Below are 24811 nucleotides of genomic sequence, written 5' to 3'. Positions count from 1 at the left end.
CCGCGATACGGATGAAATGTCTGGCTTATCTTGGCAGATATCGTTGCTCAGCTTCGCCGAGCTCGTCATAGTCGAGGAGCTCGAAGAGATCCTTAAGCGAGCTGATACCGGCTTCGACGCCGGACACGCCCTTGTCGACAAAAATGCGCGACGAGACCTCTCTCATCGCCCGCACCGAAGCGCGAAGGCTTTGATTGGCCCAGATCACCGTGGAAATGCCCGCCTTGCGATAGAGAGAAACAGGTGTTTCATAATATCGCGTGGGGACGATAATCACGGGTAGCCTGTTTCTCCAGCGTGAAGCGAAGTCGAGTATTTCGCCTGCATCGCTTTTGCGGGAATGGACAAGGACCCCGTCGACGCCGGCGTCCGCATAGGCGTGGGCGCGCTCGAGCGCCTCCGCCATGCCGGCCCCGGCTATCAGCGCCTCTGTTCTGGCGATCAGAACCAGATCGGGGCATGTATCCTTGATTGCGCGAAGGCGGCCTGAAAACTCCTCCGCGTCGGCAAGCATATGCCTGTCTCCGACAAAACTGTTGAGCTTCGGGAATTGCTTATCCTCTATGCAAAGTCCCCTTGCCCCGCGGCGGGCGATGGATCTGGCGAAAATGCGGGCATTGTTGAAGTTGCCGAAGCCCGTGTCGCCGTCAACCAGAACCGGTAACCCGCTTGCTTCGGCCATGCGCTCGACGACATCGGCAACGCTCGACCACGATGCTTCATTGCTGTCGCGATACCCAAGCGATGTGGATATCCCAAGGCCTGAAGCCCAGAGGCTCGAAAACCCCGCTTTTCGCGCAATGATCGCCGACAATCCGTCATGCGCCTCCATCACGAAACGCGGTTCATCCGTTCCGAAGAGCCATTCCGATGGCTCCTGGCTGTGCTGCGCGGCATGTTGAGGTATGGGCGTCATCGGTGAGCTTTCTCTCGATCAACTGCCGCCATAAGATTGGAAATCAGGTTTCCGGGCAAGCTATATCGGCAAAATCAAAAGGATATATCATTGATTTTTCAATGAGAAATTCACTTGGCTGTTCACCTGCGTGGATTGCGGTCTCAACTGGACGCTGAAGCTAATCGGGCTCTTAGAGTTACTGGTCTCAATGCTCCCGGACGAGGGAGATAACCACGAAGTGCGCAATAACGTTGCTTCTTCTTATCCAGCTGACGGCTTGTAAGACGACGCAGGCTGAAAGCTCAAAATTTTCGCTGTCGAACACAACCGGCCGGGCTTTTGTCGTCACGGGCAGTTCGGCGGCATCGCCTGAACAGTTGAAGAAGGAAATGACATACAGGGCTGTCAGGGAAGCGCAACGGCGTGGCTACCCGGTTATTGCGCTTGTGAGGAACTCGCACATCAGGACGGAAAACGGTTTCCACCATATGACCGCCTCCCATTTGGGTTTAAAGAGTTTCGCAGAAGCCGTGAAGAGGCAGGCAGTTGCGGTAAATTCCTATGCCGAAACCGATGGCGTCTCCCACCAGACGCAAACAAAAAATCCGGGCAAATACGGTGAAGGACTGCTCCTCCCGACCACCCGGGAGGGACGGGCCGTCGATGCAATGTTGAAACGTGTATCTGAAGTCATGGTCTGACCTGTTTTCAAACCGGTCTCACCACGCCCATGGGGCAGTGATCGATACTGCGAGAGACGTGCCGATAGGTTTGATCGCGTCCAGACGGAGCCTGCAGTTTTCTCACCATCCTCCGGGACGCGACATCGCGCTGCGATGGCCACACAAACTGCCATCGGCTGCTCGGTCGTAGTAGGAGTAGCAATTGCCGGGGTAGCGCCTCGGCGGATAACCCCCACCACCGCAATTGTTGTTTGCGCACACAGCGACGGCAGTCCCAACCAGTGCGACGGCAACCAGAGCCGCCGCTGCGGCATCCTGATTCCTCACCATCTCAGGACACTGGTAAACTTCCACTGCGCGGCGACCAAGCTCCTTTGCGAGATCCTGCTGGAATACTGGATCCTGGCTCTGCAAATATGTCCGACAAAGCGTGGGCTTGTCGATCGATTTTGGATTGGCATGAAATGCTTCGCGAGACGTGGTGCATGCGCTTAAGGCACAGGAAATGATCAGGGCGACAAGCGCCCGCAAATAAACAGTTGTCAACAAAGCCCCCAATAATGTCCCCGCAGTCACGAAAACACGCAGAAAGATTAGAGTCGAGTCTGCTCAACTAGAATTTTTATTAGGAGGGCGAAAATGAAGTGGCATCACCTGTCCCTTATCGCCGCTGATTGGCACATTATCAGAAAGATCGGCGCATTGATTGTTTCTGGCCATCAGCCGCAGTTGTGCCAGAGCCTTGTCAAGATTTGTGCCCTTGTTAAAATCTGCGCGTGCTCTTTGAAGCAGAAAATTTATTATCGCCTTGTCATAGACCATTACTCAAACCTGAATGAATAACCGAAATCCGGTTTAAGAGCACATCATGGGCGCATACGATAGGCAACAGGCCGCCAACCTTATGTTCGACTTTATCACTGCGATGACGGCGGCCAGCAATGTCGATGCTATCATTAGTGACTTGACGAAGGTTTCAAGGACATTTGGCCTTGATTGTTTCGCGATTTCCGGAATTCCTCTGCCCGGTGAGAAAATCGATAGTTATGTTCTGCTGAGTGCCTGGCCGGAAGGCTGGTTTGACCGTTATGTGCAGGAAAACTATGTCCATATCGACCCCGTGATTTATCAAAGCAGAATTTCGGACTGTGCCTTCGTCTGGTCAGAAGAACTGCGCGGCAAGCCTATCCGGCGCGAAGCCAGGAAGCTGATGAATGAAGCGTCTGAATTCAGGATGATCGATGGTTACAGCGTGCCTTTACACATGCCGGGTGCGCTTCAGGCCATCGTGACCTTCGGCGCAGAGAAAATCGACCTGTCTGCGGAGGCAAAGGGCATTCTCCACATCGTCGCCATCTATGCTCATAATCGACTGAGGGCGCTTCTGGAGCAGCAAAGCGGTGCCGGCAAGAGGGAGACGCCCCATATCACCCGGCACGAGCGAGACGTTATCCGCTGGTGCGCGGAAGGCAAGACCAATTGGGAGATAGGGCAGATACTCGGGCGTTCGGAAAAGACCGTCCAACACGAACTTCATAATGCCCAGCGGAAGATGAATTGCGTTAACCGCGCGCAGCTCATCGCCGAGGCGATCCGCACAGGCCTCATTCGCTGACAATAGGCAGAACGGCCTATTTACCGGAAATCGCGCTCAATTATTCCTGCCCCTGTAAATCTGCGGGGGTTTTTAATGCTTCGATATTTCAAAGGTTCATCGCTACAAGCTTCCGGCTTTGCCGAAAGGGTCTGGCAGTTTCGCCATCTTCATTTTGTTGATCGCTTCGGTTGGGAAGCGCTTCGAAAACCGGACCGCCGGGAGATCGATAGCTTTGACACCGATGACGCCGTCCATCTCGTACTGGAGGATAAAGGCGTTGTTCTGGGGTACTCCCGGCTGCTCACGACAAGCGGGCCGCATCTTCTGTCAGATGTCTATCCGGAAATCGTGGGTAACGCCCACTATCCGCGCAAACCAAATGTTTATGAATGGACGCGGTGCGTTGCCGAACCTGGTGCGAGGCTGTCTGGCGTTGAAGCGTCCCATATGCTGTTGACCGGGGTTGCCGAATTCTGCCTCAGTGCCGGTATTGAGGCTCTTATCGTTGAGACGCATCCGAAGCTGGTCAATCTCCTTGTGTCCAACCTCTGGGATGTGACGCCACTTGCCGCGCCGATGATATATGGCGGGGCGCTTGTCGTCCCGATCCACGCCGTCCCCTCACCATTGGCTCTTCAGTCCCATCACCGCGGCGCCGGCATTAACGGAAGTGTACTGGAACTGGAGGGTGATGTTCCAAATCCGGTAACCGGGCACGCGATGACCGCTTTTATTTCTCGCCCACACGCAGAACAAGTCGGGGAGACAACCTATGCCTGACGCGCTAACCGAGCATGCTATTGCGCAATACATTGCGGAACAGACAGACGAATTAATCGCGCTCGTGAATTTCTGCCAGCCGAGCGACCGAGTGCAGTTCCTCGTCTACCTTTTGGGTATGGTCAGGTCGGAAGCGAGACAAATATACGAAGATGCGCCTGAACCAGGGACCAGGCTTGTCTATTCGAAGACCGCGACACCAACCGGTGGATTGACCTAACGCGGGAGCAATCCGGCCAGGCTCGCAACACCGATTATGAGAGTTGCAAGATTAAGGACGATGAGACCGGCGAGAAGAGATTTTACGACCACGTTGCAACCGAACCTGTTCTTTTTGTGCAGATGCCTCAGACCTGAACATGTCTCTTTGAAAAGAATGCGTATAGCACCCGCATTGCGATTTTGTGGTGGCATTCGGCGGGAAATCGAATCCGCCCCGCCTTTGAAGGCCGGGTGCTTGCATCAATGATTTCAATGGATGCCGTCGTCGGCCTTGCCCGCATGGCCACTGATTTCCGAGTGGCCCCTGGCCTTGGCTCTCCGATACCGACACGCAACGTTGGAGAAGAGCGGGTAATCTGCGACCGCTACATCCTCACGCATAGCGGCCCCTATGATGGTGCTGCCCCAAGGGTTGGCGTTGACTTTGGGAAAGGCGCTTGCGGAAAATGATCGCAACCTGTCATAAAAGATCTTCAAGCGGGCTCCTGTTGGTCTGGGCACGCAGATTGAACTCCCGGACCAGTTCGGGGACCGCCTCGCAAATCAGGCGTGTATGTCTGATTAAAATGCGGCTTGCGAGAACCCGATTGCCGGACGAAATTGCCTCTTCCAACCCGTTCAAGGACCACAGCGCGTCGTTGATCCTTGGAGCTGAAAGAAGGCCGAATTGCCTGATGTGACCTGTTCTGGCGCAAAAGCACGCAATGCTGGCCACAAGCCGCGGATTTCCGGAGGTCCACGCAATTTTTTCATAGATCGTTTCAACGCGGTTTGCGATCGTTGCGGCATGCGGCTGATCACGGACCGCCCCTCCCTGCCAGATTTCCTTCAGCGTGTGCTGCTGCGGCTCGTGATGAGTACGATTGCGGCTTTCGATTGATGATTTGAGCAGGATCGTTGCAAGTTCGTAATCCGCAGTGAGATCGTCCGGATCGAGCGCCTTGATATAGTAGCCGCGTCCCTTGATGAAACCTATAACCTCCTCATGGGAAAGGCGAATGAGCGCCTCGCGAACCGGCGTGGCGCTAACCCTGAGCCGTTCGGCGACGGTGCGGATATTCAAGAAAGCGCCCGGCACCGCGCAGTTTGAATTGAGCACCGCTCTGATCCGGTTATACGCCTCGCGCGTTTTGTCCTGCATTGCCGGCTTGACGTCGATCGCCTGCATCTACGGTTTCGCCATTCACAATCATTGCCTCCGCCGCAGTGCCGCCTTTGCATCGGTATTTCTACCATGTTGGCGCAACGCGTGACGTTATTTCGCTGATATAGAGCCGATATAGTGGCAGGTCCGACAGTCGCATTTCTGGCAGCAATTTAGTAAGAAGGTCCGCCTTCGGGACGCCCTCACCAAACGCCCTGCCGGAGATCGCCTGAGGCGCGTAATGATGGTTAAAGTGCCGGTTCGCATGTCGGTAACGTGCTCTCGCCCGACAGCAGTCCTGTTGCGCGACGGTTTGGCCGTCGTCCTATTGCCGAGACAGCAATGCGTAGGACGGGCTTTCATCGAACGTCATCAGTCCACACGACTGGCAAAGAACCGGCGATCGTCGAGATTGGAACAGTGCCAGGAACACGACGGCCGCGACCAGGGGCATCCTCGCCGCCACCGCATGAACGGCGTTACAGGTTCATTGCCGTGCCGCGCCCATCGTGCGCGATTGAGCAAGCCCGTCCCGGATGGACTGTTGAATATCCCCGCCCCCTCTTGCGGCGAAGGAGTTCAAGAAAAAGATCGACGGCGTCGTTTTCTGCGTCGAACTGCTGAACCAGCATCTTGCCTCTTGTCCCGATGCGTCCCCAACGGCGTATCAGGCAGGCGTGACCAAAAAGGTCCGGTTCGATGGACATCGCGTAAAAGCGTGCCATGTTCCTCGTCCTGTCGGTCCTCTCGATGTAAAGCTCGTAGCGTTGCGTCATCATGAAAGCATGATCGACCCTCGCGGTCGTCGCGTCCAATGACTGTTTTGAATCGGTGAGGAGCGACTGATTCACATTGTTGATGAGACGTCGCCACACGGTCTCCAAGAGCCGCGCCTTTATCAGCCAGAGCGATGTCTGGTCCGGTTTAATGGCCAGCGGCTGCGATTATGCGTTCTTCTGACACATGCTTTCATATCCTCCCGTCTGAACCAGATCGCGCGACCGCACCGCAGCGGCGGATTACCCGCCGTGAATACGATCTGTTCGTCCGCCCTCATCGCCAGGACCTCCTGCGGCTGGATCAACGGCCGGGGGGCCAGCTGTTTTGAACGCGTGCGAGATGACCCTCGCGCCTGTATGCTGCGGCTGGTCTGGTCGATCTCGACGGTGGTCATGCCGCACCGCCTCGAAATGTATTCGGCGGTTTCCGGATCATTGATGGCAGCGAAACTGATCCAGCTTGCGCTTTCGAACCATTTGCTGGCCGCATCACGGCCGCCATAGGTCTCACGAAGCTGGCCGATTGACTGATAGATCATGGCCAGCGTGATGCCGAATTTGCGGCCGGCGTCCCGTGCGGTCTCCAGAATGCGCATGTAGCCGAGCCGGGCCACCTCATCGAGCAGGAATAGCGCACGTCCTTCCATGGCGCCGTCGCGATTGAAGATTGCGTTGAGAAACGAACCGATGACGACGCGCGCCAGTCCGGCATGGGTCTCCAGGACCCTGAGATCGATGTTGATGAAAACATCGGTCGAACCTGAAGCAACGTCCCCCGTCCTGAAATTCGACCCCGAGACCAGAGCCGCATAGTTCTGATAGGATAGCCAGTGTGTCTCCTTGATCGCATTGGCATAGACCCCGCTGAAGGTTTCCGGTGTCATGTTGACGAAAGCTGCCACGTTCTCCTTCACGAAGTCGGAGGTCGTGCTGGTATAGATATCCTGAAGGCGTTGGCGAAGTTTCGGTTCGGGTTCGGCAAGATTGGCCCGCACCTGGCGCAAGGTCTGCTGATCTTCCGGTGTGTGACCGGAAAGGCAAATGTCAGCGATGATCGCTGTCAGCAGTTGCTGGCCGGAGGCACGGAAAAAATCGTCGCGAACACCGCTGGCGCGACCGCTATCGCTCATGATCCAGGATGCGACCGAAGCAATGTCCTCCTCTTTCGTGCCCCCATACTGGCCGACCCAATCGAGCGCGTTGAAGCCGGTCGCGGGGTTGCGCGGATCAAGAATGTGGACCCGCCGGCCCGCGGCTTTCCGGTGCGCTTCAACCATCGGTGCGACTTCGCTCGAGGGATCGAGCACGATGAGAGCGCCACCCCATTTGAGCGCCGTCGGGATCGTCACCGAGGTCGTCTTGAAACCACCCGACCCGGCAAAGATGATACCATGCGAGGATCCGAACGAGCCATCGAAGCAGAGAAGCGGTGATTTCCCGCCTGCGCCCCATGTTTCTTTCGCGTTGGCGCGGAACGAAATGCCTGAGATGCTGTCGCGGTCGACGCGATATTTTTCACCGACCACGATGCCGCCTGCGTCCGGAAACACCCGTTGGGCTTCGTCGAGTTTCATCCAGCGGGCTTCGCCGTGGAGCGCCCGCTTCCCGACGATCCGCCTAGGTGCCGGGCGCTGAAAGGCGCCATTGCCGATCATCGCGACCCTCATCGCAAAACAGCCCGGAACCAATGCCGTTGCTGCCCCGATTACCGTCGCCGGATCGAGATAGGAAAGCAACGATTGGGCGTCCGCCACCTCGGTTGACAAGGCCGCAAGCCGCATCATCTCCCTTGTGCCGGCGATCAGGACGACGACGATGCTTCCGATGAGCGTGCCCCAACCTGCGAAGTGAATTGAGACTGCCCCCGCTGATGCAAACAGAAAGATGAGGCCAATTGAAGCTGCGGCCACATAGGGGGCAGCGATCCCTGCCCGCCCCAGCACGAGTTCAGCAGGTCGTGTTTCCCCGAAGCGAGCCATCCATGTTTCCATGCCCGTCAGGGCGAACACGGCGACGATCATCAAGGCTGCGGGTAGGACCGCGAGAATGACCCTATTTGTTCTCATGGTGAAACGCTGCTTGTCCGAGTGTCTTCAATCTTGCGCGCTCGCTTTCATCCAAAGCCAGGCGTTGCTGGAGTTCGACGAGAGCACCGAGCAGAACCGCCCGTTTTTCAAAGCGAAGACCGGCCTTGACGATCAGGCCACCCAGCTCGATTTTCTCACGAGTATCCTTTTTCCGGGCTTCGGAAATTGCATCTCTACCCATCCGATCAAGCCTCGCCAGCGCTGCCTGCAGCCGCACCAGACGCGGCCATCTCTGACTGTCCGCTGCCAACCCCGCCCTCCCCCGGGGCTTTCCTTCCGGTCGTAACAGGCTCATTTCCGCGAAATCGTTTCGCAACATCCTCGAAGGCCGCCTGCAACTCTCTCTCTTCGATCCCGATCTCGCCGAGCCCCGCTCGCAGTGCGATGCGCCCAATGCGCTCGGCCTCTTTCGTTTCTGTATGCTTCAATTGTTCCTGGAGCTTGACGATTTCCTCGCGGATTCTGGAAGACGGCTTCTTCATGTCTGGATTGTCCTTTGATGTTGCCCGTCGTGTTGACGGCAACAGAATTCTCCAGATCGCCGCGCCGATCTACTGACACAAATGCCAGTAGGCGGAGCCTACGCTTTTTGAGCATGATCCCGACCGTTCCGAAGGAGCGGGTCCAAGGGCGCAATTATACGTCGCTGCGGCGACCTTCTGCTTCCGGTTTTGAATGCCCGTAATTGATCGATTGAAGGAGACTGTGCTCTCATGGCCGTCCCGCATTTCTCAGTCAGCATCGTCGCCCGCGGCAAGGGCGCCAGCGCGGTCCTGTCGGCTGCTTATCGGCATTGCGCGAAGATGGATTACGAGCGGGAAGCCCGAACGATCGACTACACCCGCAAACAGGGTCTTTTGCATGAGGAATTCGTCATCCCGGCCGATGCACCAAAATGGTTACGCAACATGATTGCCAATCGTTCGGTGTCCGGGACCTCGGAGGCCTTCTGGAACAGGGTCGAGGGCTTCGAGAAGCGCTCCGATGCTCAGCTTGCAAAAGACCTGACCATCGCGCTGCCGAACGAGCTTTCGGCGCAGCAGAACATAGAGCTTGTCCGCGATTTTGTAGCGAGACACATCACGGCGGGGGGCATGGTCGCGGACTGGGTCTTACATGCGGCACTAGAGAATCCCCATATCCATCTCATGATGACATTGCGGCCTCTGACAGAAGACGGCTTCGGCTCGAAGAAGGTCGCTGTAATTGCTGCAAATGGCCAGCCACTTCGTAATGGAGCCGGGAAAATCGTTTACGAACTCTGGGCGGGGGACATGGAGGGCTTCAATGCGCTTCGCGATGGATGGTTCGCCTGCCAGAACAGGCATCTCGCGCTCGCCGGCCTCGATTTGCACATTGATGGTCGTTCCTTCGAAAAACAGGGTATCGAACTGTCGCCCACTCTCCATCTCGGTGTCGGCGCCAGGGCGATCGAGCGGAAGGCGAAAGGAAAAGGAGAAGCGGCAACACTTGAACGGCTGGAGCGGCAGGAGGAACGGCGCGCGGAAAATGCCCGTTCGATCGAGCGTAATCCGGAGATCGTGCTCGACCTGATAACACGGGAAAAGAGTGTCTTCGACGAACGTGATATCGCGAAAATCCTCTACCGCTACATCGATGATGCCCTGCTTTGCCGGAGCCTTTCGGCCCGCATCCTGCAAAGCCCGGAAACGCTGCGGCTCGATCGCGATAGGATCGACCTCGCGACCGGACAGCGAGTGCTGGCGAAATATACGACACGCGAATTGATCAGACTGGAAGCAGAGATGGCCAATCGGGCGAACTGGCTTTCGCAGCGTTCATCGCACGCTGTTCCTGATATCGTCCTCAAGGAGATCTTTACACGCTTCGACCGGCTGTCGGATGAGCAAAAGACGGCAATTGAGCACGTTGCCGGCAAGGCGCGGATCGCCGCCGTGATCGGTCGTGCGGGGGCCGGCAAGACGACAATGATGAAGGCCGCACGCTTAGCTTGGGAAACAGCCGGTTATCGTGTCGTCGGTGGCGCGCTTTCCGGCAAGGCTGCGGAGGGTCTGGAGAAGGAAGCAGGCATTGCCTCGCGGACACTCTCGTCCTGGGAGCTTCGCTGGCGCGAGGGCCGCGGCCGGCTCGACGGCAGGACGATCTTCGTTCTCGACGAGGCCGGCATGGTGTCATCGCGGCAAATGGCGCTGTTCGTGGAGGCCGCCGTGAGGTCTGGCGCCAAACTCGTTCTTGTCGGCGATCCGGAACAGTTGCAGCCGATCGAGGCGGGAGCCGCCTTCCGCGCGATTGCGGATCGCATCGGTTATGCCGAACTCGAAACCATCTATCGCCAAAAAGAGCAATGGATGCGTGACGCGTCCCTTGACCTTGCGCGCGGCAATCTCGGCAGGGCAATCGAAGCCTATCGCGCAAATGGCAGGATGACTGGCGCCGAGGTGAAAGCAGATGCGGTCGAAAACCTCATCTCGGATTGGAACCGAGACTTCGATCCTGCCAAATCGAGTTTGATCCTGGCCCATCTTCGTCGCGACGTCCGCATGCTCAATCAGCTCGCACGCACCAGGCTCATCGAACGCGGCATCATCGAGCCCGGCTTGCCATTCAAGACAGCGGATGGGAACCGCAATTTCGCCGCTGGCGATCAGATAGTCTTCCTCAGGAACGAAACATCCCTCGGTGTCAGGAACGGAATGCTGGCCAAGGTGATCGAGGCGAGCCCCGGGCGGCTCGTTGCCGCGATCGGTGAGGGCGGACAGCGCCGGCAGGTTTCGGTCGAGCAGCGCTTCTACGACAACGTCGATCATGGTTATGCCACCACCATCCACAAAGCCCAGGGTGCTACAGTCGACCGGGTGAAGATGCTGGCGTCGCTGTCGCTCGACCGTCATCTCACCTATGTGGCGATGACCCGTCATCGCGAAGATCTCTCCGTTTATTATGGAAGCCGATCCTTCGCCATGGCCGGTGGATTGACAGAGATCCTGTCGCGGAAAAACGCAAAGGAAACGACGCTCGACTACGCAGGTGGCAGCATCTATCGCCAGTCGCTCCGTTTTGCCGAAGCGCGCGGGCTTCATCTCGTCAGCGTCGCACGGACTATTGCCCGAGACCGGCTTGAATGGACAGTGCGCCAGAAGCAAAAGCTCGCCGATATCGCCTGCCGGCTCGCAGCGATTGGCGCCAGGGTCGGCCTTTCGACACGCGCCAGTAAAGAGATCGGCGAAAATGCAAAGGAGGCGACATCAATGGTGGCCGGTATCACCCATTTCCCGAAATCCGTCGATCAGACCGTCGAGGACAGGCTTGCGGGCGACCCTGCGCTGAAAAAGCTCTGGGAGGAAGTGTCAATGCGTTTCCATCATGTCTATGCGCAACCTGAATTGGCCTTCAGGGTCGTCGATGTCGATGCGATGTTGCGCGATCAGGCAACGGCAGCAAAGTCGATCGCGACGATCTCCAACCAACCTGAAGCCTTCGGCACCCTCAAGGGCAGGACGGGTTTGCTCGCGAGCCGCGCAGAGAGGTCGGATCGCGATCGGGCGCTGAAGAATGTCGCCCCGCTCTCCGCCAGCCTCGGTAACTATCTGCGCCAGCGCGACGAGGTGGGACGCCGATACCGTGCCGCAGAAACTGCTTTTCGCAGACAGGCCGGTCTGGAGATACCTCCCCTGTCGGCAAATGCCAGACGGGTGCTCGAACGTGTATCTGGCGCCATTGATCGAAACGACTTGGCCCTGGGGGCCGAATACTGGCTTGGAGAGAAACAGGTAAAGGCGGAGCTTGAAGCCTTCGCCAAGGCCGTGTCAGAGCGTTTTGGCGAGCGAACCTTCCTGCCGATTGCCGCGATACGCGCTGATGGCGAGGTCTTTCAGCATGTAACCGCGGGTATGAATCACATGCAAAAGAGCCAAGTGCGGGAAGCGTGGACAATGATGCGGGCGATGCAGCATCTGTCGGCCCACGAGCGCAGGGTGACGGCGCTTAAACAGGAAGAAGCACTGCGTCGGACCGCAAAGCAGGGGCTTTTTCTCAAGTGACGGCAATGGGCAAGGGTGGAGCGTCTGCCAGGTCTGCGCGTTGGACGGTTTGGGCGCTGTTCTGCGGTGTCGCACTTTTATTGCCCGCCACGGTCCTTGCCTTGGGATTGGCAGGCTTTCGGGTCAATATTACACCGAGCAAACCTTTGGGACTGTGGCGTATTCGAGCTCTTGATCGCCCCGTCCGGATCGGCGACCTGGTGTTCATCTGCCCGAGCGAGAACAGTGTGATACGTGAAGCCTGGAGCCGGGGTTATCTTCGGCGTGGCCTATGCCCCGGCGGGATCGCACCGTTGATCAAAACCGTGGCGGCAACGGCCGGTCAGGTGATCGAGATCACCAGCATCGTCACCATCGATGGCCGCGTGCTTTCCCATTCCGGGGTCGCGCTGAAGGACGGTCAAGGGCGTAACATTGTTCCTCACGGAGGTGGCGCCATCCCGGATGGCACCGTCTATCTGCATTCGGAATTTCCCGGATCCTTCGATTCCAGATATTTCGGTCCTCTTCCGGTCGACAATATTCTCGGGCTGGCGCAGGAGGTCTTTACCTATGCGCGATGAATGTCTGCGGACCATTATTCTTGTTGCGGGTTCGGTTTTGACCGGTTGGATTGCCTGGAGCGGCCATGTGCTTTTTCTTCCCGCGGCGATCGCCTTTCCCATCTTGTGGTCTCTGGCAAGAGTACGTTGGCAGGCTGCAGTCGTTTCTGCAGCCTATTTCCTTGCCGCTTCGCGCGGGCTTCCGCAGGGCGTGGCAAATTTCTACGGGACGGATCTCTGGCCGGGCGTCCAGTTGTGGCTAATCGCCTCGATATCATTCGTGATGGTGCATTGCGTGCTCTGGACAAGCCGTGACGGCTTGCACCCTCCGATCCGTTATCTTGTTGCCGGCATTGTCATGGCGGTACCACCCTTTGGCATCATGGGTTGGGCACATCCCGTCACGGCGGCAGGCGTCCTTTTTCCGGCATGGGGATGGTGGGGTCTTGCGGCGATGGCAGCCGGCCTGGCGATCATGACGACGCGCCATCGACCGGCTGCAGCCATGGCCATGTCAGGCTTATGGCTCTGGTCCGCCGCTAGCTGGACAGCGCCCGTTCTACTCCCCTCCTGGATTGGTGTCGACCTCCAAACGGGATCGTCCCTGGGCCGCAACGTCAGTTTTGAGCGGCAGAACGCGCTGATTGACCTTGCACGCGGCCACCCGTCAGGAGCAACGGTGATCCTGCCGGAAAGCGCCATCGGCTTCTGGACACCGACGGTTGCTCGCCTCTGGCAGCGAGGGCTTGCGGAAACGGGTGTCACCGTCATAGCCGGTGCGACGATTATCGACGAAAGCGGTTATGACAATGTCCTCGTCAAAATCTCCCCGGAAGGCCTGGTTGTTCTCTATCGTCAACGCATGCCGGTTCCCGGATCAATGTGGCAGCCCTGGCGCCGTATTTCCGCAGGAGGTGGCGGCGCCAGCGCCTATTTCTTTGCGAATCCGGCAATTGATATCGCCGGCTCGAAAGTTGCACCGCTGATCTGCTACGAGCAACTTCTCGTCTGGCCAATCCTGCAGTCGGCGCTCCACCGTCCAGACGTAATCCTTGCGGTGTCAAATGGCTGGTGGACCGCGGGCACGGCGGTTGTCGATATCCAGCGTGCAAGCACCGAGGCCTGGGCGCGTTTGTTTAACCTTCCTCTCGTTTTTTCAGTCAACACCTGACCATGGAGTCTCCATGCCCGATGCCGTCTTGATCAAGGAATGTGCTGACCCGACCCTCAAGCCCGCCATCGTCGAGCAGTTTGTCGAAGCGGCCGGATCGGACGATCCCCTCGCCATAACGGTGAGATCAGGCGGCCGCCTCATTCTCGTGCCACAGCCGAAATCGGCGGTGGAAGCGGTCGAGATTATCAGGAAGAACGTGAGAGGCTCGATCGTACGTGTTGGTCTCACGCAATTTCCAGCCGGGATAGGTAACACGGATCCATCAGAACTCAACGCCGAGCTCTTCGAGCCCTGCGCCAATCTGCGCAGGGGAACGGCGATTTTCGCCAGGATCCTGCGCATCGTTGCCAGGTGGTACGGAAATCCGACAAATGATGAAGTCTTTCCGCAGTTGTTCGACGACGCGGTCTACGCTTGGCAGACCGGCGAGTTCGAGGGTCAAAGCATATTCCAGGCGCAGGACCCCGGCGGCGCGGTCATGCAGCTGCAGTCTGCGTCAAACGAGCCGGCGGGTTCAGTTGAAAAACGGCCAAGCGTCCCATCCCCTGCAGTTGAACAGGCTGAAGAGGCGGGCATCCGGATCGACTTGTCGAAAATCGGGGGTCGATAAGTCAGCTCTGGACCTTGGGGCGGTGCGGCATAGGCACATTAGGCTCCGAGACGATCCACCAGATGCAGGTCGCAGATGTGAACCGGCACTCCACTCCTACGGATCAGGTGTGATCAGGCTGACGGTCGGAAAATAGGATCGATATCGACCCACGTCTCGCGTCAACAAAGGAAGGTTTTGGACTGCGGCGTGGGCGCCGATAAAAAAATCGGACAAAACACCGGTGCGAGTGCCGCCGCCACGGCGGTATCTGGTAAAGATCTTACCTGCCAAAAATAACGCAGGGCGGGGGAAAGGCATGAGCTTCAACCCCGCCTGATCAACAAAAGCATTAAGGGCCTCTATCCGTTCATAGCGAACAGCAAGCTCGGCATAAACAACGTCGTTGATGAACAACGGACCGGCAATGCTTGCCAGTTCGAGTTGCTCGATTGACCAGTCAGCCCAAACCGGATCATCCGTTACGAGATCAAGCAGGACATTTGTATCGACAAGTGTCACGCGTCACCACGTGTCAGTGCCATGATAGCATCGGTATCGAGACCGTCACCAGCGTGACCCCGCAATTTGGCAAAACGCGTCGGTGGCTGCTTCTTGTCAGCTCTGACCAGCACGATCCGTCCATCCGGCGCGCGCACAAAATCAACCGAACTTCCTGGGACAATCCCGAGAAGCTCTCGCACGGCTTTTGGAATGGTGACTTGCCCTTTGGCCGTTACCGTTGTTGTCATCTGGCGCTCCTGTAATGCTGATGCAAAATATGGTATTACTTTTTCGGGCTGGTTTCAACTCGACATGTCAGAAGTCCCACTTTTCTCGCCGCGCGCGCTCAGGACGAACCGGTGTTGTTCATACAGCAATCCTGTCCGGCCGATTTCTTACCCCTCCCCGCTTCCTGGGCTGCAACCAGCGAATACGCGACTGCAGGTCAATGACAGACCAATGCGGCTGGATAAGTTCGCGCAGCATGCGCCGCAGATATGGCCATGGGGCTTCCTCCTTGCGCAGGTCCGGATCGTAGTTCACCAGCATGTAATGGCGTTTGGCGGCGATGTCGTGGATGTGATGGGTCTGCATCGCAATCAGGATACGCCCGGCAATCCCCTCAAACTGGGCAGTCTCCCGCACCTTCGAAAGGCTCGCGCTGTATCCTGTGCGTAGATCAGCCGCATTCCAGGCCTGTCTTCGTCCGCGCAACTTGACACGCGCCCTGGCAGCCGCGTCGGCATCGAACTCTCAACATCTCGTTTGCCTTCGACATCTCGAACCAAATACTTGAGGTCCGAATGGGCGAACGACCTGTTCTCAAAAAGGAATCTCAATATCCTCGCGGTTTTTCTTTGCCCCCTCGACGAGGATCGTCTTGAACCGCTCGAGATCTTGTGCCGGTAGCATCCCTACTCCGGCGCGAACACCTTCCTGCCATGCAGGTCCGCGCTCCCACGCTTCGTTATAAACAAGCGCCAGATCTGCAGATCGCCTCGTCTGCTGCAGGGCTTCGAAGAGCAATGCGGCTTGCCGAACGTCCTTCTCTCGCTTGGCCGGCCCCTGCCCGTCCGAGTGCCGGCGGCTGGCAACTATGAGCTTGTGGATTGCGTATCGGGACGGATCAGGAACAACGACTGGAACACCGCTTCGGTGGAGCAGCATTGTCCTGACGGGTTCCCGGATGAGGAAGTCGAGAAAGCGCAGTGGATCGGCGCTGGCACCGCCCAGGGCGGGCATCTTCGCTGGCTGATCGATGTAGTCGTCCGGACCACGGTTCGACGTAAGGAATTCAACTCGATAACCGTCGGCATTTTGAAACGCCGACGAGGCGGCGGATCCTGACCGATGGGGAACCGGCCGAAAGCTGGCGTCCACGCCTTGCAGCAGCTCAACGATCGGTGGCAGACTGTCCTCAACTTCCTGGCTGATGGCATAGTCCTGGGCGATATCAGCGTCGCCGGTCAGGATCGCAGCCATCGGAAGACGGACGCCCAGCAGTCCTGAATAGCATTGGAATGCGACAGTTCCGATGAGAACGCCCCGAAGCCGGAAGAGCCCTCCGCCGGCAAGAGCCTCGACGATGTCACCCGAAATGGCGTCAGGAGTGATCATCCCACCCTCGCGTGTTAAGGTGTTGACCATGCGCCTGCGAGCTCGAAGATCGTCCTTATCCCGCTTGTGCTCCGATACACGCTGGCTGATGTCGGGATCATCATCCGGACCAACGTAACGACGTTTCGTACCACCATGTCCATCGGGGATGTCGAAGTACCAGTATTTGCGCCCCTTGATGTTCGCGGGAGTAAACCGGCCTTCCGGAGGAAAGTCGGCGGTCCAGGCTGCGTCGAGTGAGCGTTGCCCCAACTCGGCCAGCATCGTCTGGTACATGAGATCGATGGGCTTCATCAGCGGAACTCCGGAGTTATACTGTTTTTCAAAAACAGTATAACTGGTGAAAAGGTGTGGAACAAGATGGCGATGGCGGCTCTATAGCCTTAAATCATCTCGCGAACGCGGCAGTGCTGGTAGCGTTACAGCCAGGGTGCCGGTCGCAGTAATCGAGAAAGCTATGGGAGTTGGCGTGCTTCCTTCCCAGCATAAAGCCGGCGTGATCCACATTCGCTGGGGGCATGTACGAAAGATACATATGAAGGTTGCGACCAGAAGCGACAAAGTATCACTCAAAGGTGTTGCAATTACCTTTGAGGCAAAATCCCTTTTCTATCATCATCGTGCGACGGCGACTATTGCTCCAGCGTAGTAGTCATCATGTCTTGTAACGGTAACCGGTGGCATGCTGAAAGTTGCCACCGTATATGTTGAGAGCTATGAGTGTATCGACTCGCCGAGAGCAGATATAGTCGATCGTCTGACGTCTGCAAATTTCAGCCCAAAACGTGCCAGATATTTGGTCACGCGGTCTGCGTCGTTGCTGCTTCTTTTATTCAACCTCGAACTCGCGAACAGAACACGCCCGGCCGCACTGGCTGTGTTGTGAAGGCGGCATATCTCCAACACTGCCGAAAGCTGAGCGATATCGAACAGGTCCAGGCGAGCAACTGCCCCAACGCCGAGGAGATCAATCAGCTTGCTGTCGCTGACAGCATGTTGCGACGCACCGCCCCATGAAGCCTTGAGGCGAAGGACTTCGTCGTCGACGACATCGACGGTGATGCGTCCTTGCGGCGCTAATGTTCCCATGCGGGTGACAGAGGCGGACAGATCGCGGAAATTGGCGCTCCACGCCGCTTCCGGCCCGGTCGCAAAAGCGATGTAGCGCTCGCGTGCCTCCCTGTTGAAAGTAACGTTCTGGCCCTCACGTTCGAGAAAACGCCGCAACTCGAAATCGAGGTTGGGTTCGATGTCCTCTTTGCGTTCCCGAAGTGCGGGAAGCTGAAATATCCAGAGGTTGAGGCGAGCAAACAGGTCCTCGCGAAACCGGCCTTTCAGAACTTCCGTGCGCAGATCGCGGTTGGTGCCGGCGATCAGCTGGAAATCGACAGAGATTTCCCTGTCCGCTCCGACCGGCAGAAAACGCTTTTCCTCGATGGCGCGCAGGCACATGGCCTGTTCGTCCAGACCAAGCTCGCCGATCTCGTCGAGAAACAGCAAGCCCTTGTCTGCAGATTTCAGGAGACCGGCGCGTTCACCGGACGCGCCTGTGAATGCGCCCTTCACATGACCGAACAAAGCCGACATGGCCTGATCTCCGCGCAGCGTGGCACAGTTCACCTCCACGAAGGGTCCGGTCACCTTTCGTTGCGCCTTTTTCAGCTCGTAAATCCTTTTCGCCAGCTGCGATTTTCCGGCGCCGGTGGGGCCGGTAAGAAACACCGGTGCGGTGGAGCGCATTGCCACGCGCTCGATCTCATCGATCATGCGGTTGAAGGCGGCGTTGCGGGTGGAGATGCCGGATTTCAGAAATGAGGTCGCCTCGTCGCGCTCGGAAGCGAAGCGGGTGGCGATCTGGTCGTAACGTGACAGGTCGAGATCAATGACCGCATGCGTGCCGGCATGATTCTGCTCTGCCTCCCGGTCGCGCGATGGCGAAAGCTGCAGTAGACGGCCGGGAATGATGCGGGCTTCGGTTAGCAGGAACCAGCAAATCTGTGCAACGTGTGTGCCGGTGGTGATGTTGACGAGATAGTCTTCCGCGTCCGGATCGAAATTATAGGCGCGGGCGAAATCGCGCAACTTTGTGTAGACTTCCGAGAAATCCCACGGGTCGGTCAGGTTGATGATGTTCTGGCGAACTTCGGTGGCGGGCGAAACGGTTTCGATATCGCCGATAACGGTTTTTGCAAGCCGCTCGAAATTCGCATCATGGATCAGTTCGACGCGATCGAAGAACAGGCCGGGCTGCTGGATAAGGCCCACATTAGGCCTCCAGCGGTTCCACCGATCCTCACGCTTGCCCATATCCAGTGTAGTTCCAAGGATGCTAATGGCAACGCGGCGCTTCATGGTTTATCCAAACATATAAACTTTATATTCAAAGATAGAATAAGAGAAGCGTCTTAAAATGGCAAATTTTGAAACGCCAGAGGTGGCGATTTTTTTATTTATTTAAAATCAATCGGTTGCATTGAAATGCCTGACCGGAATTCATTCTGGCATCAAACTGGCACGCATCTTGAAACGTATCTGGCAGAAACCAGACAAAGAGGTGCTGCCATGGTCAATACGGCAATCTTCAAATCCTATCTCGGCAAGCTTTTGCCCGCCACGAACACGGTCAATCACGAAGCGGCGCCGGCCTATGCGCTGACCGCCCGTGAAGCGCTGGCTCAGTATGCTGTCACCGGCACGTTCAACGACACCTTCTATGCCGGTGCCGGCGAGCAGCTAGACGGCGTTGTTAAGCTCGCGGTAGAAGTCGAGCCGGAGTTTCTGGCAAAGCTTGCGGTCTACGCCGCTGAAAAAGGCCACATGAAGGATATGCCGGTCATGCTGCTGGCCATGCTTTCCGGCCTTGAAAGCGATACCTTTGCCCGTGCTTTTCCGCGCGTGGTGAAGAGCGGCAAGATGCTGCGTGGTTTTGTGCAAATCATGCGTTCGGGTGCGGCTGGCCGCAAGTCGCTCGGAACACGCCCGAAAAAGATGGTGCAGGCATGGCTGGAAAGCCGCACGGTGGAACAGTTCCTGCAAGCCATGGTTGGCAATGAGCCAACGCTGCCGGATGTGATCCGTATGGTTCACCCTAGGCCCAGGGACGCGGAGCGCGCAGCGCTCTACGCCTGGGCGATCGGCAAGCCGTATGACGTGGCCGCGTTGCCGGGCGAGGTGAGGGCGTTCGAGGCGTTCAAGCGGGATATAACGCTCGCCTTGCCGCCGGTACCGTTCCAGATGCTGACCTCGCTCGCCCTGACGAAGGAACAGTGGGCGGAAGTGGCGCTCAAAGGCTCCTGGCAGATGGTGCGCCAGAACCTCAACACTTTTGCCCGGAGGGGCGTGTTTGAGGTGCCGGGCGTCGCTGAACAGCTGGCGGCAAAGCTTGCCGACCCGGAAACGGTGCGGAAAGCCCGCGTGTTTCCCTATCAGTTGCTGGTCGCCTGGCAAATGACGGGACACACGGTGCCGCCGGTGGTGGCCGATGCGCTGCAGGATGCGATGGAGACCGCAGTCTCCACCGTGCCGACCTTCGGCGGCAATGTCGTGGTCTGCCCTGACGTTTCCGGCTCCATGGGGTCGCCCGTGACCGGTTATCGTCCAGGTGCGACCTCGACGGTTCGATGCATTGACGTGGCCGCGCTTGTCGCAGCTTCCTTCCTGCGACGGAACCGATTTACACGCGTTCTGCCGTTCGAAAATCATGTGGTGCGCGTGCAGCTCAACGGTCGCGACAGCGTCATGACCAATGCAGCGAAACTTGCGGCGGTTGGTGGTGGTGGAACCAATTGCTCGGCTCCGCTGAAGCTCTTGGCCAATGAAAGGGCCAAGGTCGACCTCGTGGTCCTCGTCTCGGACAATCAGTCCTGGATGGATGCTCGCGGCGGCGGACAGGCAACTGGCATGATGAGCGAATGGGCGCGGATCAAGAGGATCAACCCGGCTGCAAAGCTGGTTTGCCTTGATATTCAGCCCTATGTCCAGACCCCGGCAAAGGGTGTGGATGTGCTGAACATCGGCGGTTTCTCCGATGCCGTCTATGGTGCGATCAACAGCTTTGCGGCCGGAAAATCGAGCCCGGACGCGTGGTTGCGCCGGATCGAGGCGATCGAACTTTAGAAAAAGTCCTGCGCCGCCGTGAATGGCGCAGGGCACCGTGACGAATACCGGATGGAACTACAGACTACTAATCGCCAGGTCGCGGGTTCGAGTCCCGTCGAGGTTTCAGCTGCGTGCAGCAGGACTTCGTAGCTCAGTGGTTGAGCAGGCGTTCCACCACTTTTCGTCGTCACGGACGAATTGAAAATTGCATGGCGAATGCCGGAAGAAACTACATCGCTCTCTTTCGAAAATGTTTCTTCCAACTTCTTTTGTCGCCATGGCTGAATTGAAATGAAGCGGCGAATGCCTGCGAAACTACAGCCTGTCACGCTTGGGCGGATGCGTCTGCCTCATATTTCGCAAACTCTTGTCGCCGCACTCGAAAGGACAGACATAAAATGCATGGCGAATGCCCTGGAAACTACAGTTAATTCACAGGTCGCGGGTTCAAATCCCGCCCGGCCCGACACAATGGGCCGGTAGCTCAGCGGAAGAGCGGTGGAATGTTTCTGGACACCTCGTCGCCATGAACCGAAATACTGTGGCGAATGCCGGGGAAACTACAGTGGTAACCCGTAAGGGTCGCGGGTTCGAGGCCCGCACCGCGGAACGACCGTAAGGTCGTTGATGCGGAGGTTTCTTCAATACTGGTCGCCACGACCGGAATGCAGCGGCGAATGCCGGACGAAATTACAGCCGCCAACTTGGCGGTCTGATGGGTTCGACTCCCATCCCTGGCAGCGCTCTCTGGCACGAGCGGGACCGCCTGATTTTCGTCTACCCTCGTCGCCGCTGCCGACTTTTTGTAAGAAAGTGCCGGGTGGGATAGGCCCTCCGGCAGAGATGTGGAAATGAACAGAAGGACTGCAAACGCAGAAAAGAAAATGGTTGAGATCGTAAGCGGACAGGATTTGATCGATGCAGGCATGCCGCAGGGCAAATGGTTTCGCCCCGCGCTGGATGCGGCCAACAAGGTGTTGAGCGAAGGCGGCTCGATGGATGTGGCCATGGCCGCTGCCCGTGTTTTCCAACCGGCGCCGACTGTCCCGCTTAGACTGGAAGGCGATATCGATATCTATTCCAACATCCGTGCTGAGAATGCTTTCGAGCAAGACAATGTCGAGAAGGTGAATGCCACCATGCGCGCGCTCGCCTGCACTCCCGTGGTGCGTTCTGCCGCCATCATGCCGGATGCCTGTCCAGCCGGTCCGGTCGGGACCATTCCCGTCGGCGGCGTCGTCGCTTCGGAGGCTATCCATCCGGGCATGCATTCGGCAGATATCTGCTGCTCGATGGCCATCTCGGTCTTTCCGAGGGTGGATCCGAAGGCGCTGCTCGACGCCATCCATTCCGTGACCCATTTCGGGCCCGGGGGACGAGCGGCAGGCCAGCAGATCAAGCCATCGGAAGCCACACTCGCTGCCTTCCAGGAGAATCCGTATCTCACCGGTGCGGCGCTTGATGTCGGCATCGAGCACTTCGCCACGCAGGGTGATGGCAACCATTTCGCCTATGTTGGAACGATGAAATCGACCGGCGAGACGGTTCTGGTGACACATCATGGTTCGCGTGCGCCGGGCGCCCGCCTCTACGAGCGTGGCATGAAGATAGCAAACAAGTTCCGTGAACAGCTTTCGCCGGAAACGCAACGGGATAACGCCTGGATACCGGCGGATACCGAGGAAGGCGACCATTACTGGTCGGCTCTCCAGATTATCCGCCATTGGACCAAGGAAAACCATTATATCCTACACGACTTGGCGGCTGAGAAGCTCGCTGCGCGCGTGTCGGACCGTTTCTGGAACGAGCATAATTTCGTGTTCCGGAAGTCGGATGGGCTCTTCTACCACGGCAAGGGTGCAACGCCGGCTTTCGACGGCTGGGCGGAGGATGCCACCGATCTGACGATCATTCCGCTCAATATGGCGGAACCGATCCTGATCGTGCGCGGGTCGAACGCCGCCAATGGCCTCGGCTTCTCACCGCATGGTGCCGGTCGCAACTTTTCGCGCAGCGCCCATATCCGCCGCCTTGCGGAGGAATATGGTGCGGACCAGCGTGGGCTGAGCCCAAATAATATTGCCGACATCATGGCGAAGGAAACAGCGGGGCTCGATGCGCGCTTTTTCTCCGGCAACGCAGATATTTCCGAGTTACCGAGCGCATATAAGTCGGCCGCCAATGTGCGGGCACAGATCGACCACTACGGGCTGGCCGAAGTGGTCGACGAGGTGATCCCGTTTGGCAGCATCATGGCCGGCAACTGGCAGCGTGACGCCCCGTGGCGCAAGAAAAAGCGCCGATGAGCCTATCGCAAAGGTGACACTTGTCATCTTTGCGATTTGTGAGGTGGTGTTACTTGCCCAAGATGCCTGATCACGATAGTGCGCTCAGACAGAGGGCAACGTGAACAACGCACTGCGAAAAGACCTTGAGGATCGATTGCAGCGCCTTAGAGCATTTCGGGGATTAGCGGAGGGGCTGGAAGATTATCTTCAGGCTGAGCCAAAATGGATGCTCTGAGCGTGCCAGCGTGCCACTGACGCGCTTCATATCAAGACTTGTCAACGCATCGTCACCAGGAGGCGCTCAATGGCACTACGGCTGCGACAAAAAGGCGACCGAATTTGTGCGTCCGTACTTGATAGTCACTCGTCGGGTCTAACTAGATCGACATGGCTCACGCCCAGTGCCTGCGCGATCTCGTAGATCGTTATGATCGACGGATTTCGTCGACCCCTTTCAAGGCCGCTCAGATACTGCTGGCTATAGCCGCTGCGTATCTCGACCTCCTCCTGCGTCAGGCCTTTTTCCCGACGGAGGCGGGCAAAATTCCGGCCGACCAGCTTGCGCATATCCATGCGGTGAAGATCGTCATTTACATACTTTAAGTTTATCAACTATATTATGTAAATGCATCCTGGGTCGTTTTTACTTTCCAGGATCGCGACACGCGAAGATGGTTTACTGCAGTGGCTGGAACGTTGATTGGACTGGTCATGCTCAAACCGGAAAACGATGGACACTTGTCAGAGGCGAAGCTTGTCCTGCGCCCCTTGTTCGGGCTGATGAGCGGTCAGCCGCCGGACGAGATCGAACGCCATCTCGTTCGGGAGCTTGAAAAGCACCGTCGTCTGCGCGAAGGCGCCGTAATGATGGAAGCAGCGGTCGAGCAAGAACCGGACCTCGAGATCGCGCGGGCTTACATCGCCGCCATGATCGCAGTTCACGCGCAGCAGACGGTTGTGTCGACGCTGCTCGATATTCTGGGATACATGCCTGAAATGCCACGGACGACAGGACACTGAACTATTCGGTGAACCTATTACGGGAACGGTGCTCCGCTAGCATCTGGAGAAAGCTCAACGCTCACGGTGTTCTTTTTCTTTGCGGCAAAGATCGAAAACCCAGTCCAGGATCAGCGCCGCTAATATAAAGACAGAAAGCACAATGCCGGAAAATACAACGCCCATCATTGATACGACCCAGAAAAACAGACCCGCTGATTGTGCCATGTTGAATATGGGCATCAAAAGAAGACATACCGATATCGGCACGATCTCCACAAACGTATAAACAAAAAGGGCACGACGCATTGCCTTACAAAGGCGCGGCCTTCCAGCTGGATAAAGCCGCCATGAGCCGAGGATTACAGCCAGTAGAATGATCCAGGGCCCAAATACAAAAAACGTGGGCAGATCGCCGCCACCCGTTGCGCCGAACTGTGCGTGAGCTTGGTCCATATATCCAGTGAGACCCAACCCTAGCGTTAAAATCTTGTCGCCTCGATGTCGACAACAGGCACTCAAACCCTTTGGATCTCCGCGAATACAATATTGCTTTTGCGTGGACTTGCGAATCGGGAAATCCGAAGAATCAGATCGCTCTTTTGCATAAGGCCTGGGCGAGTTATTTTCTGGCCATTCCTCCGGTCGCAATGGCACGGCGACGGCAGCAGAACTGCGCGCTCGGAGTCTCAAAAGCCGCGAGGCTGCCCGGTAATCGACGTCCCAACCAACGGCCACTATGACCAAAATGGAAAATTGCAACAGAACCACAAAATCCACACATGACC

General features: G+C 57.3%; 24 protein-coding genes. 10 read left to right on the top strand and 14 right to left on the bottom strand.

Going from position 1 to position 24811, the window contains the following annotated elements:
• Positions 1-25 precede the first annotated feature (25 nt).
• The gene (gene aepX, locus O8B93_RS22045; protein ID WP_269712030.1) at positions 26-916 is read right to left on the bottom strand and encodes a phosphoenolpyruvate mutase; all 891 of its coding nucleotides are present in this window, start codon (positions 914-916) and stop codon (positions 26-28) included.
• 233 nt (positions 917-1149) lie between these two features.
• On the opposite strand from aepX, the gene O8B93_RS22040 reads away from it, so the two are divergent.
• On the top strand, positions 1150-1599 hold the full coding sequence (locus O8B93_RS22040; protein ID WP_269712029.1) for a hypothetical protein: 450 nt from the start codon (positions 1150-1152) through the stop codon (positions 1597-1599).
• 591 nt (positions 1600-2190) lie between these two features.
• Here O8B93_RS22040 and O8B93_RS22035 read toward each other — a convergent pair.
• Positions 2191-2403 carry a hypothetical protein gene (locus O8B93_RS22035; protein WP_269712028.1) on the bottom strand — a complete coding sequence of 71 codons (213 nt, stop codon included), beginning with the start codon at positions 2401-2403 and terminating at the stop codon, positions 2191-2193.
• Between the two features lie 46 nt (positions 2404-2449).
• On the opposite strand from O8B93_RS22035, the gene O8B93_RS22030 reads away from it, so the two are divergent.
• Together O8B93_RS22030 and O8B93_RS22025 are read left to right on the top strand one after the other, a co-directional pair.
• Positions 2450-3196 carry a helix-turn-helix transcriptional regulator gene (locus O8B93_RS22030; RefSeq protein WP_269712027.1) on the top strand — a complete coding sequence of 249 codons (747 nt, stop codon included), beginning with the start codon at positions 2450-2452 and terminating at the stop codon, positions 3194-3196.
• 75 nt (positions 3197-3271) lie between these two features.
• Positions 3272-3958 carry an acyl-homoserine-lactone synthase gene (locus O8B93_RS22025; RefSeq protein ID WP_269712026.1) on the top strand — a complete coding sequence of 229 codons (687 nt, stop codon included), beginning with the start codon at positions 3272-3274 and terminating at the stop codon, positions 3956-3958.
• 682 nt (positions 3959-4640) lie between these two features.
• On the opposite strand, the gene O8B93_RS22020 is transcribed toward O8B93_RS22025, so the two are convergent.
• The 5 genes from O8B93_RS22020 to traC all read right to left on the bottom strand — a co-directional run bounded on the left by O8B93_RS22020 (position 4641) and on the right by traC (position 8672).
• Positions 4641-5348, bottom strand: coding sequence for a GntR family transcriptional regulator (locus O8B93_RS22020; RefSeq protein ID WP_269712025.1), 708 nt, complete (start codon positions 5346-5348; stop codon positions 4641-4643).
• A gap of 455 nt (positions 5349-5803) precedes the next feature.
• Positions 5804-6103: a WGR domain-containing protein gene (locus tag O8B93_RS22015; protein WP_269712058.1), complete on the bottom strand. Its 300-nt coding sequence runs from the start codon at positions 6101-6103 to the stop codon at positions 5804-5806.
• Between the two features lie 119 nt (positions 6104-6222).
• Positions 6223-8169 carry a Ti-type conjugative transfer system protein TraG gene (gene traG, locus O8B93_RS22010; protein ID WP_269712024.1) on the bottom strand — a complete coding sequence of 649 codons (1947 nt, stop codon included), beginning with the start codon at positions 8167-8169 and terminating at the stop codon, positions 6223-6225.
• Complete coding sequence (traD, locus tag O8B93_RS22005) at positions 8156-8371, bottom strand: conjugal transfer protein TraD (protein WP_269712023.1); 216 nt, start codon at positions 8369-8371, stop codon at positions 8156-8158. The genes traG and traD overlap by 14 nt, the downstream gene beginning before the upstream one ends.
• A gap of 4 nt (positions 8372-8375) precedes the next feature.
• Positions 8376-8672 carry a conjugal transfer protein TraC gene (traC, locus tag O8B93_RS22000; protein ID WP_269712022.1) on the bottom strand — a complete coding sequence of 99 codons (297 nt, stop codon included), beginning with the start codon at positions 8670-8672 and terminating at the stop codon, positions 8376-8378.
• A gap of 231 nt (positions 8673-8903) precedes the next feature.
• On the opposite strand from traC, the gene traA reads away from it, so the two are divergent.
• Genes traA through O8B93_RS21980 form a run of 4 tightly spaced genes read left to right on the top strand, consistent with a single transcriptional unit; the run spans position 8904 to position 14538 of the window.
• On the top strand, positions 8904-12212 hold the full coding sequence (traA, locus tag O8B93_RS21995) for a Ti-type conjugative transfer relaxase TraA (protein WP_269712021.1): 3309 nt from the start codon (positions 8904-8906) through the stop codon (positions 12210-12212).
• 5 nt (positions 12213-12217) lie between these two features.
• Positions 12218-12775 carry a conjugative transfer signal peptidase TraF gene (gene traF / locus O8B93_RS21990; protein ID WP_269712020.1) on the top strand — a complete coding sequence of 186 codons (558 nt, stop codon included), beginning with the start codon at positions 12218-12220 and terminating at the stop codon, positions 12773-12775.
• The gene (locus O8B93_RS21985; protein ID WP_269712019.1) at positions 12765-13925 is read left to right on the top strand and encodes a conjugal transfer protein TraB; all 1161 of its coding nucleotides are present in this window, start codon (positions 12765-12767) and stop codon (positions 13923-13925) included. Before traF ends, O8B93_RS21985 begins: the two co-directional genes overlap by 11 nt.
• Positions 13926-13938: 13 nt before the next feature.
• Positions 13939-14538 carry a TraH family protein gene (locus tag O8B93_RS21980; RefSeq protein WP_269712018.1) on the top strand — a complete coding sequence of 200 codons (600 nt, stop codon included), beginning with the start codon at positions 13939-13941 and terminating at the stop codon, positions 14536-14538.
• A 96-nt stretch (positions 14539-14634) separates the two neighbouring features.
• On the opposite strand, the gene O8B93_RS21975 is transcribed toward O8B93_RS21980, so the two are convergent.
• The 5 genes from O8B93_RS21975 to rtcR form a co-directional block, all read right to left on the bottom strand.
• Entirely contained in the window at positions 14635-15039 is a 405-nt protein-coding gene (locus O8B93_RS21975) for a type II toxin-antitoxin system VapC family toxin (RefSeq protein ID WP_269712017.1), read from the bottom strand.
• Positions 15036-15269, bottom strand: a complete 234-nt coding sequence (locus tag O8B93_RS21970) for an AbrB/MazE/SpoVT family DNA-binding domain-containing protein (protein WP_269712016.1) — start codon at positions 15267-15269, stop codon at positions 15036-15038. The genes O8B93_RS21975 and O8B93_RS21970 overlap by 4 nt, the downstream gene beginning before the upstream one ends.
• A gap of 118 nt (positions 15270-15387) precedes the next feature.
• Positions 15388-15666: a hypothetical protein gene (locus tag O8B93_RS21965; RefSeq protein ID WP_269712015.1), complete on the bottom strand. Its 279-nt coding sequence runs from the start codon at positions 15664-15666 to the stop codon at positions 15388-15390.
• Positions 15667-15843: 177 nt separating this feature from the next.
• A complete protein-coding gene (locus O8B93_RS21960) occupies positions 15844-16932 on the bottom strand; it encodes a nucleotidyltransferase family protein (RefSeq protein ID WP_269712014.1) in 1089 nt (362 codons plus the stop codon).
• A gap of 420 nt (positions 16933-17352) precedes the next feature.
• Complete coding sequence (gene rtcR / locus O8B93_RS21955; protein WP_269712013.1) at positions 17353-18990, bottom strand: RNA repair transcriptional activator RtcR; 1638 nt, start codon at positions 18988-18990, stop codon at positions 17353-17355.
• 210 nt (positions 18991-19200) lie between these two features.
• Here rtcR and O8B93_RS21950 point away from each other — a divergent pair, with 210 nt between their 5' ends.
• The gene (locus O8B93_RS21950) at positions 19201-20754 is read left to right on the top strand and encodes an RNA-binding protein (protein ID WP_269712012.1); all 1554 of its coding nucleotides are present in this window, start codon (positions 19201-19203) and stop codon (positions 20752-20754) included.
• 866 nt (positions 20755-21620) lie between these two features.
• Positions 21621-23042: an RtcB family protein gene (locus tag O8B93_RS21945; RefSeq protein ID WP_269712011.1), complete on the top strand. Its 1422-nt coding sequence runs from the start codon at positions 21621-21623 to the stop codon at positions 23040-23042.
• A gap of 342 nt (positions 23043-23384) precedes the next feature.
• Here O8B93_RS21945 and O8B93_RS21940 read toward each other — a convergent pair whose 3' ends face one another.
• Entirely contained in the window at positions 23385-23597 is a 213-nt protein-coding gene (locus tag O8B93_RS21940) for a helix-turn-helix domain-containing protein (RefSeq protein ID WP_269712010.1), read from the bottom strand.
• Between the two features lie 138 nt (positions 23598-23735).
• Here O8B93_RS21940 and O8B93_RS21935 point away from each other — a divergent pair, with 138 nt between their 5' ends.
• Positions 23736-24044, top strand: a complete 309-nt coding sequence (locus O8B93_RS21935; protein ID WP_269712009.1) for a transcriptional repressor TraM — start codon at positions 23736-23738, stop codon at positions 24042-24044.
• A 54-nt stretch (positions 24045-24098) separates the two neighbouring features.
• Here O8B93_RS21935 and O8B93_RS21930 read toward each other — a convergent pair whose 3' ends face one another.
• The gene (locus O8B93_RS21930; protein ID WP_269712008.1) at positions 24099-24803 is read right to left on the bottom strand and encodes a hypothetical protein; all 705 of its coding nucleotides are present in this window, start codon (positions 24801-24803) and stop codon (positions 24099-24101) included.
• Positions 24804-24811 lie beyond the last annotated feature (8 nt).

The sequence above is a fragment of the Martinezella rhizogenes genome, assembly GCF_027460065.1.
GTDB lineage: Bacteria > Pseudomonadota > Alphaproteobacteria > Rhizobiales > Rhizobiaceae > Agrobacterium > Agrobacterium rhizogenes_C.
The sequence above is the reverse complement of the archived record's forward strand: the minus strand, read 5'-3'. Positions and strand labels throughout refer to the sequence as shown.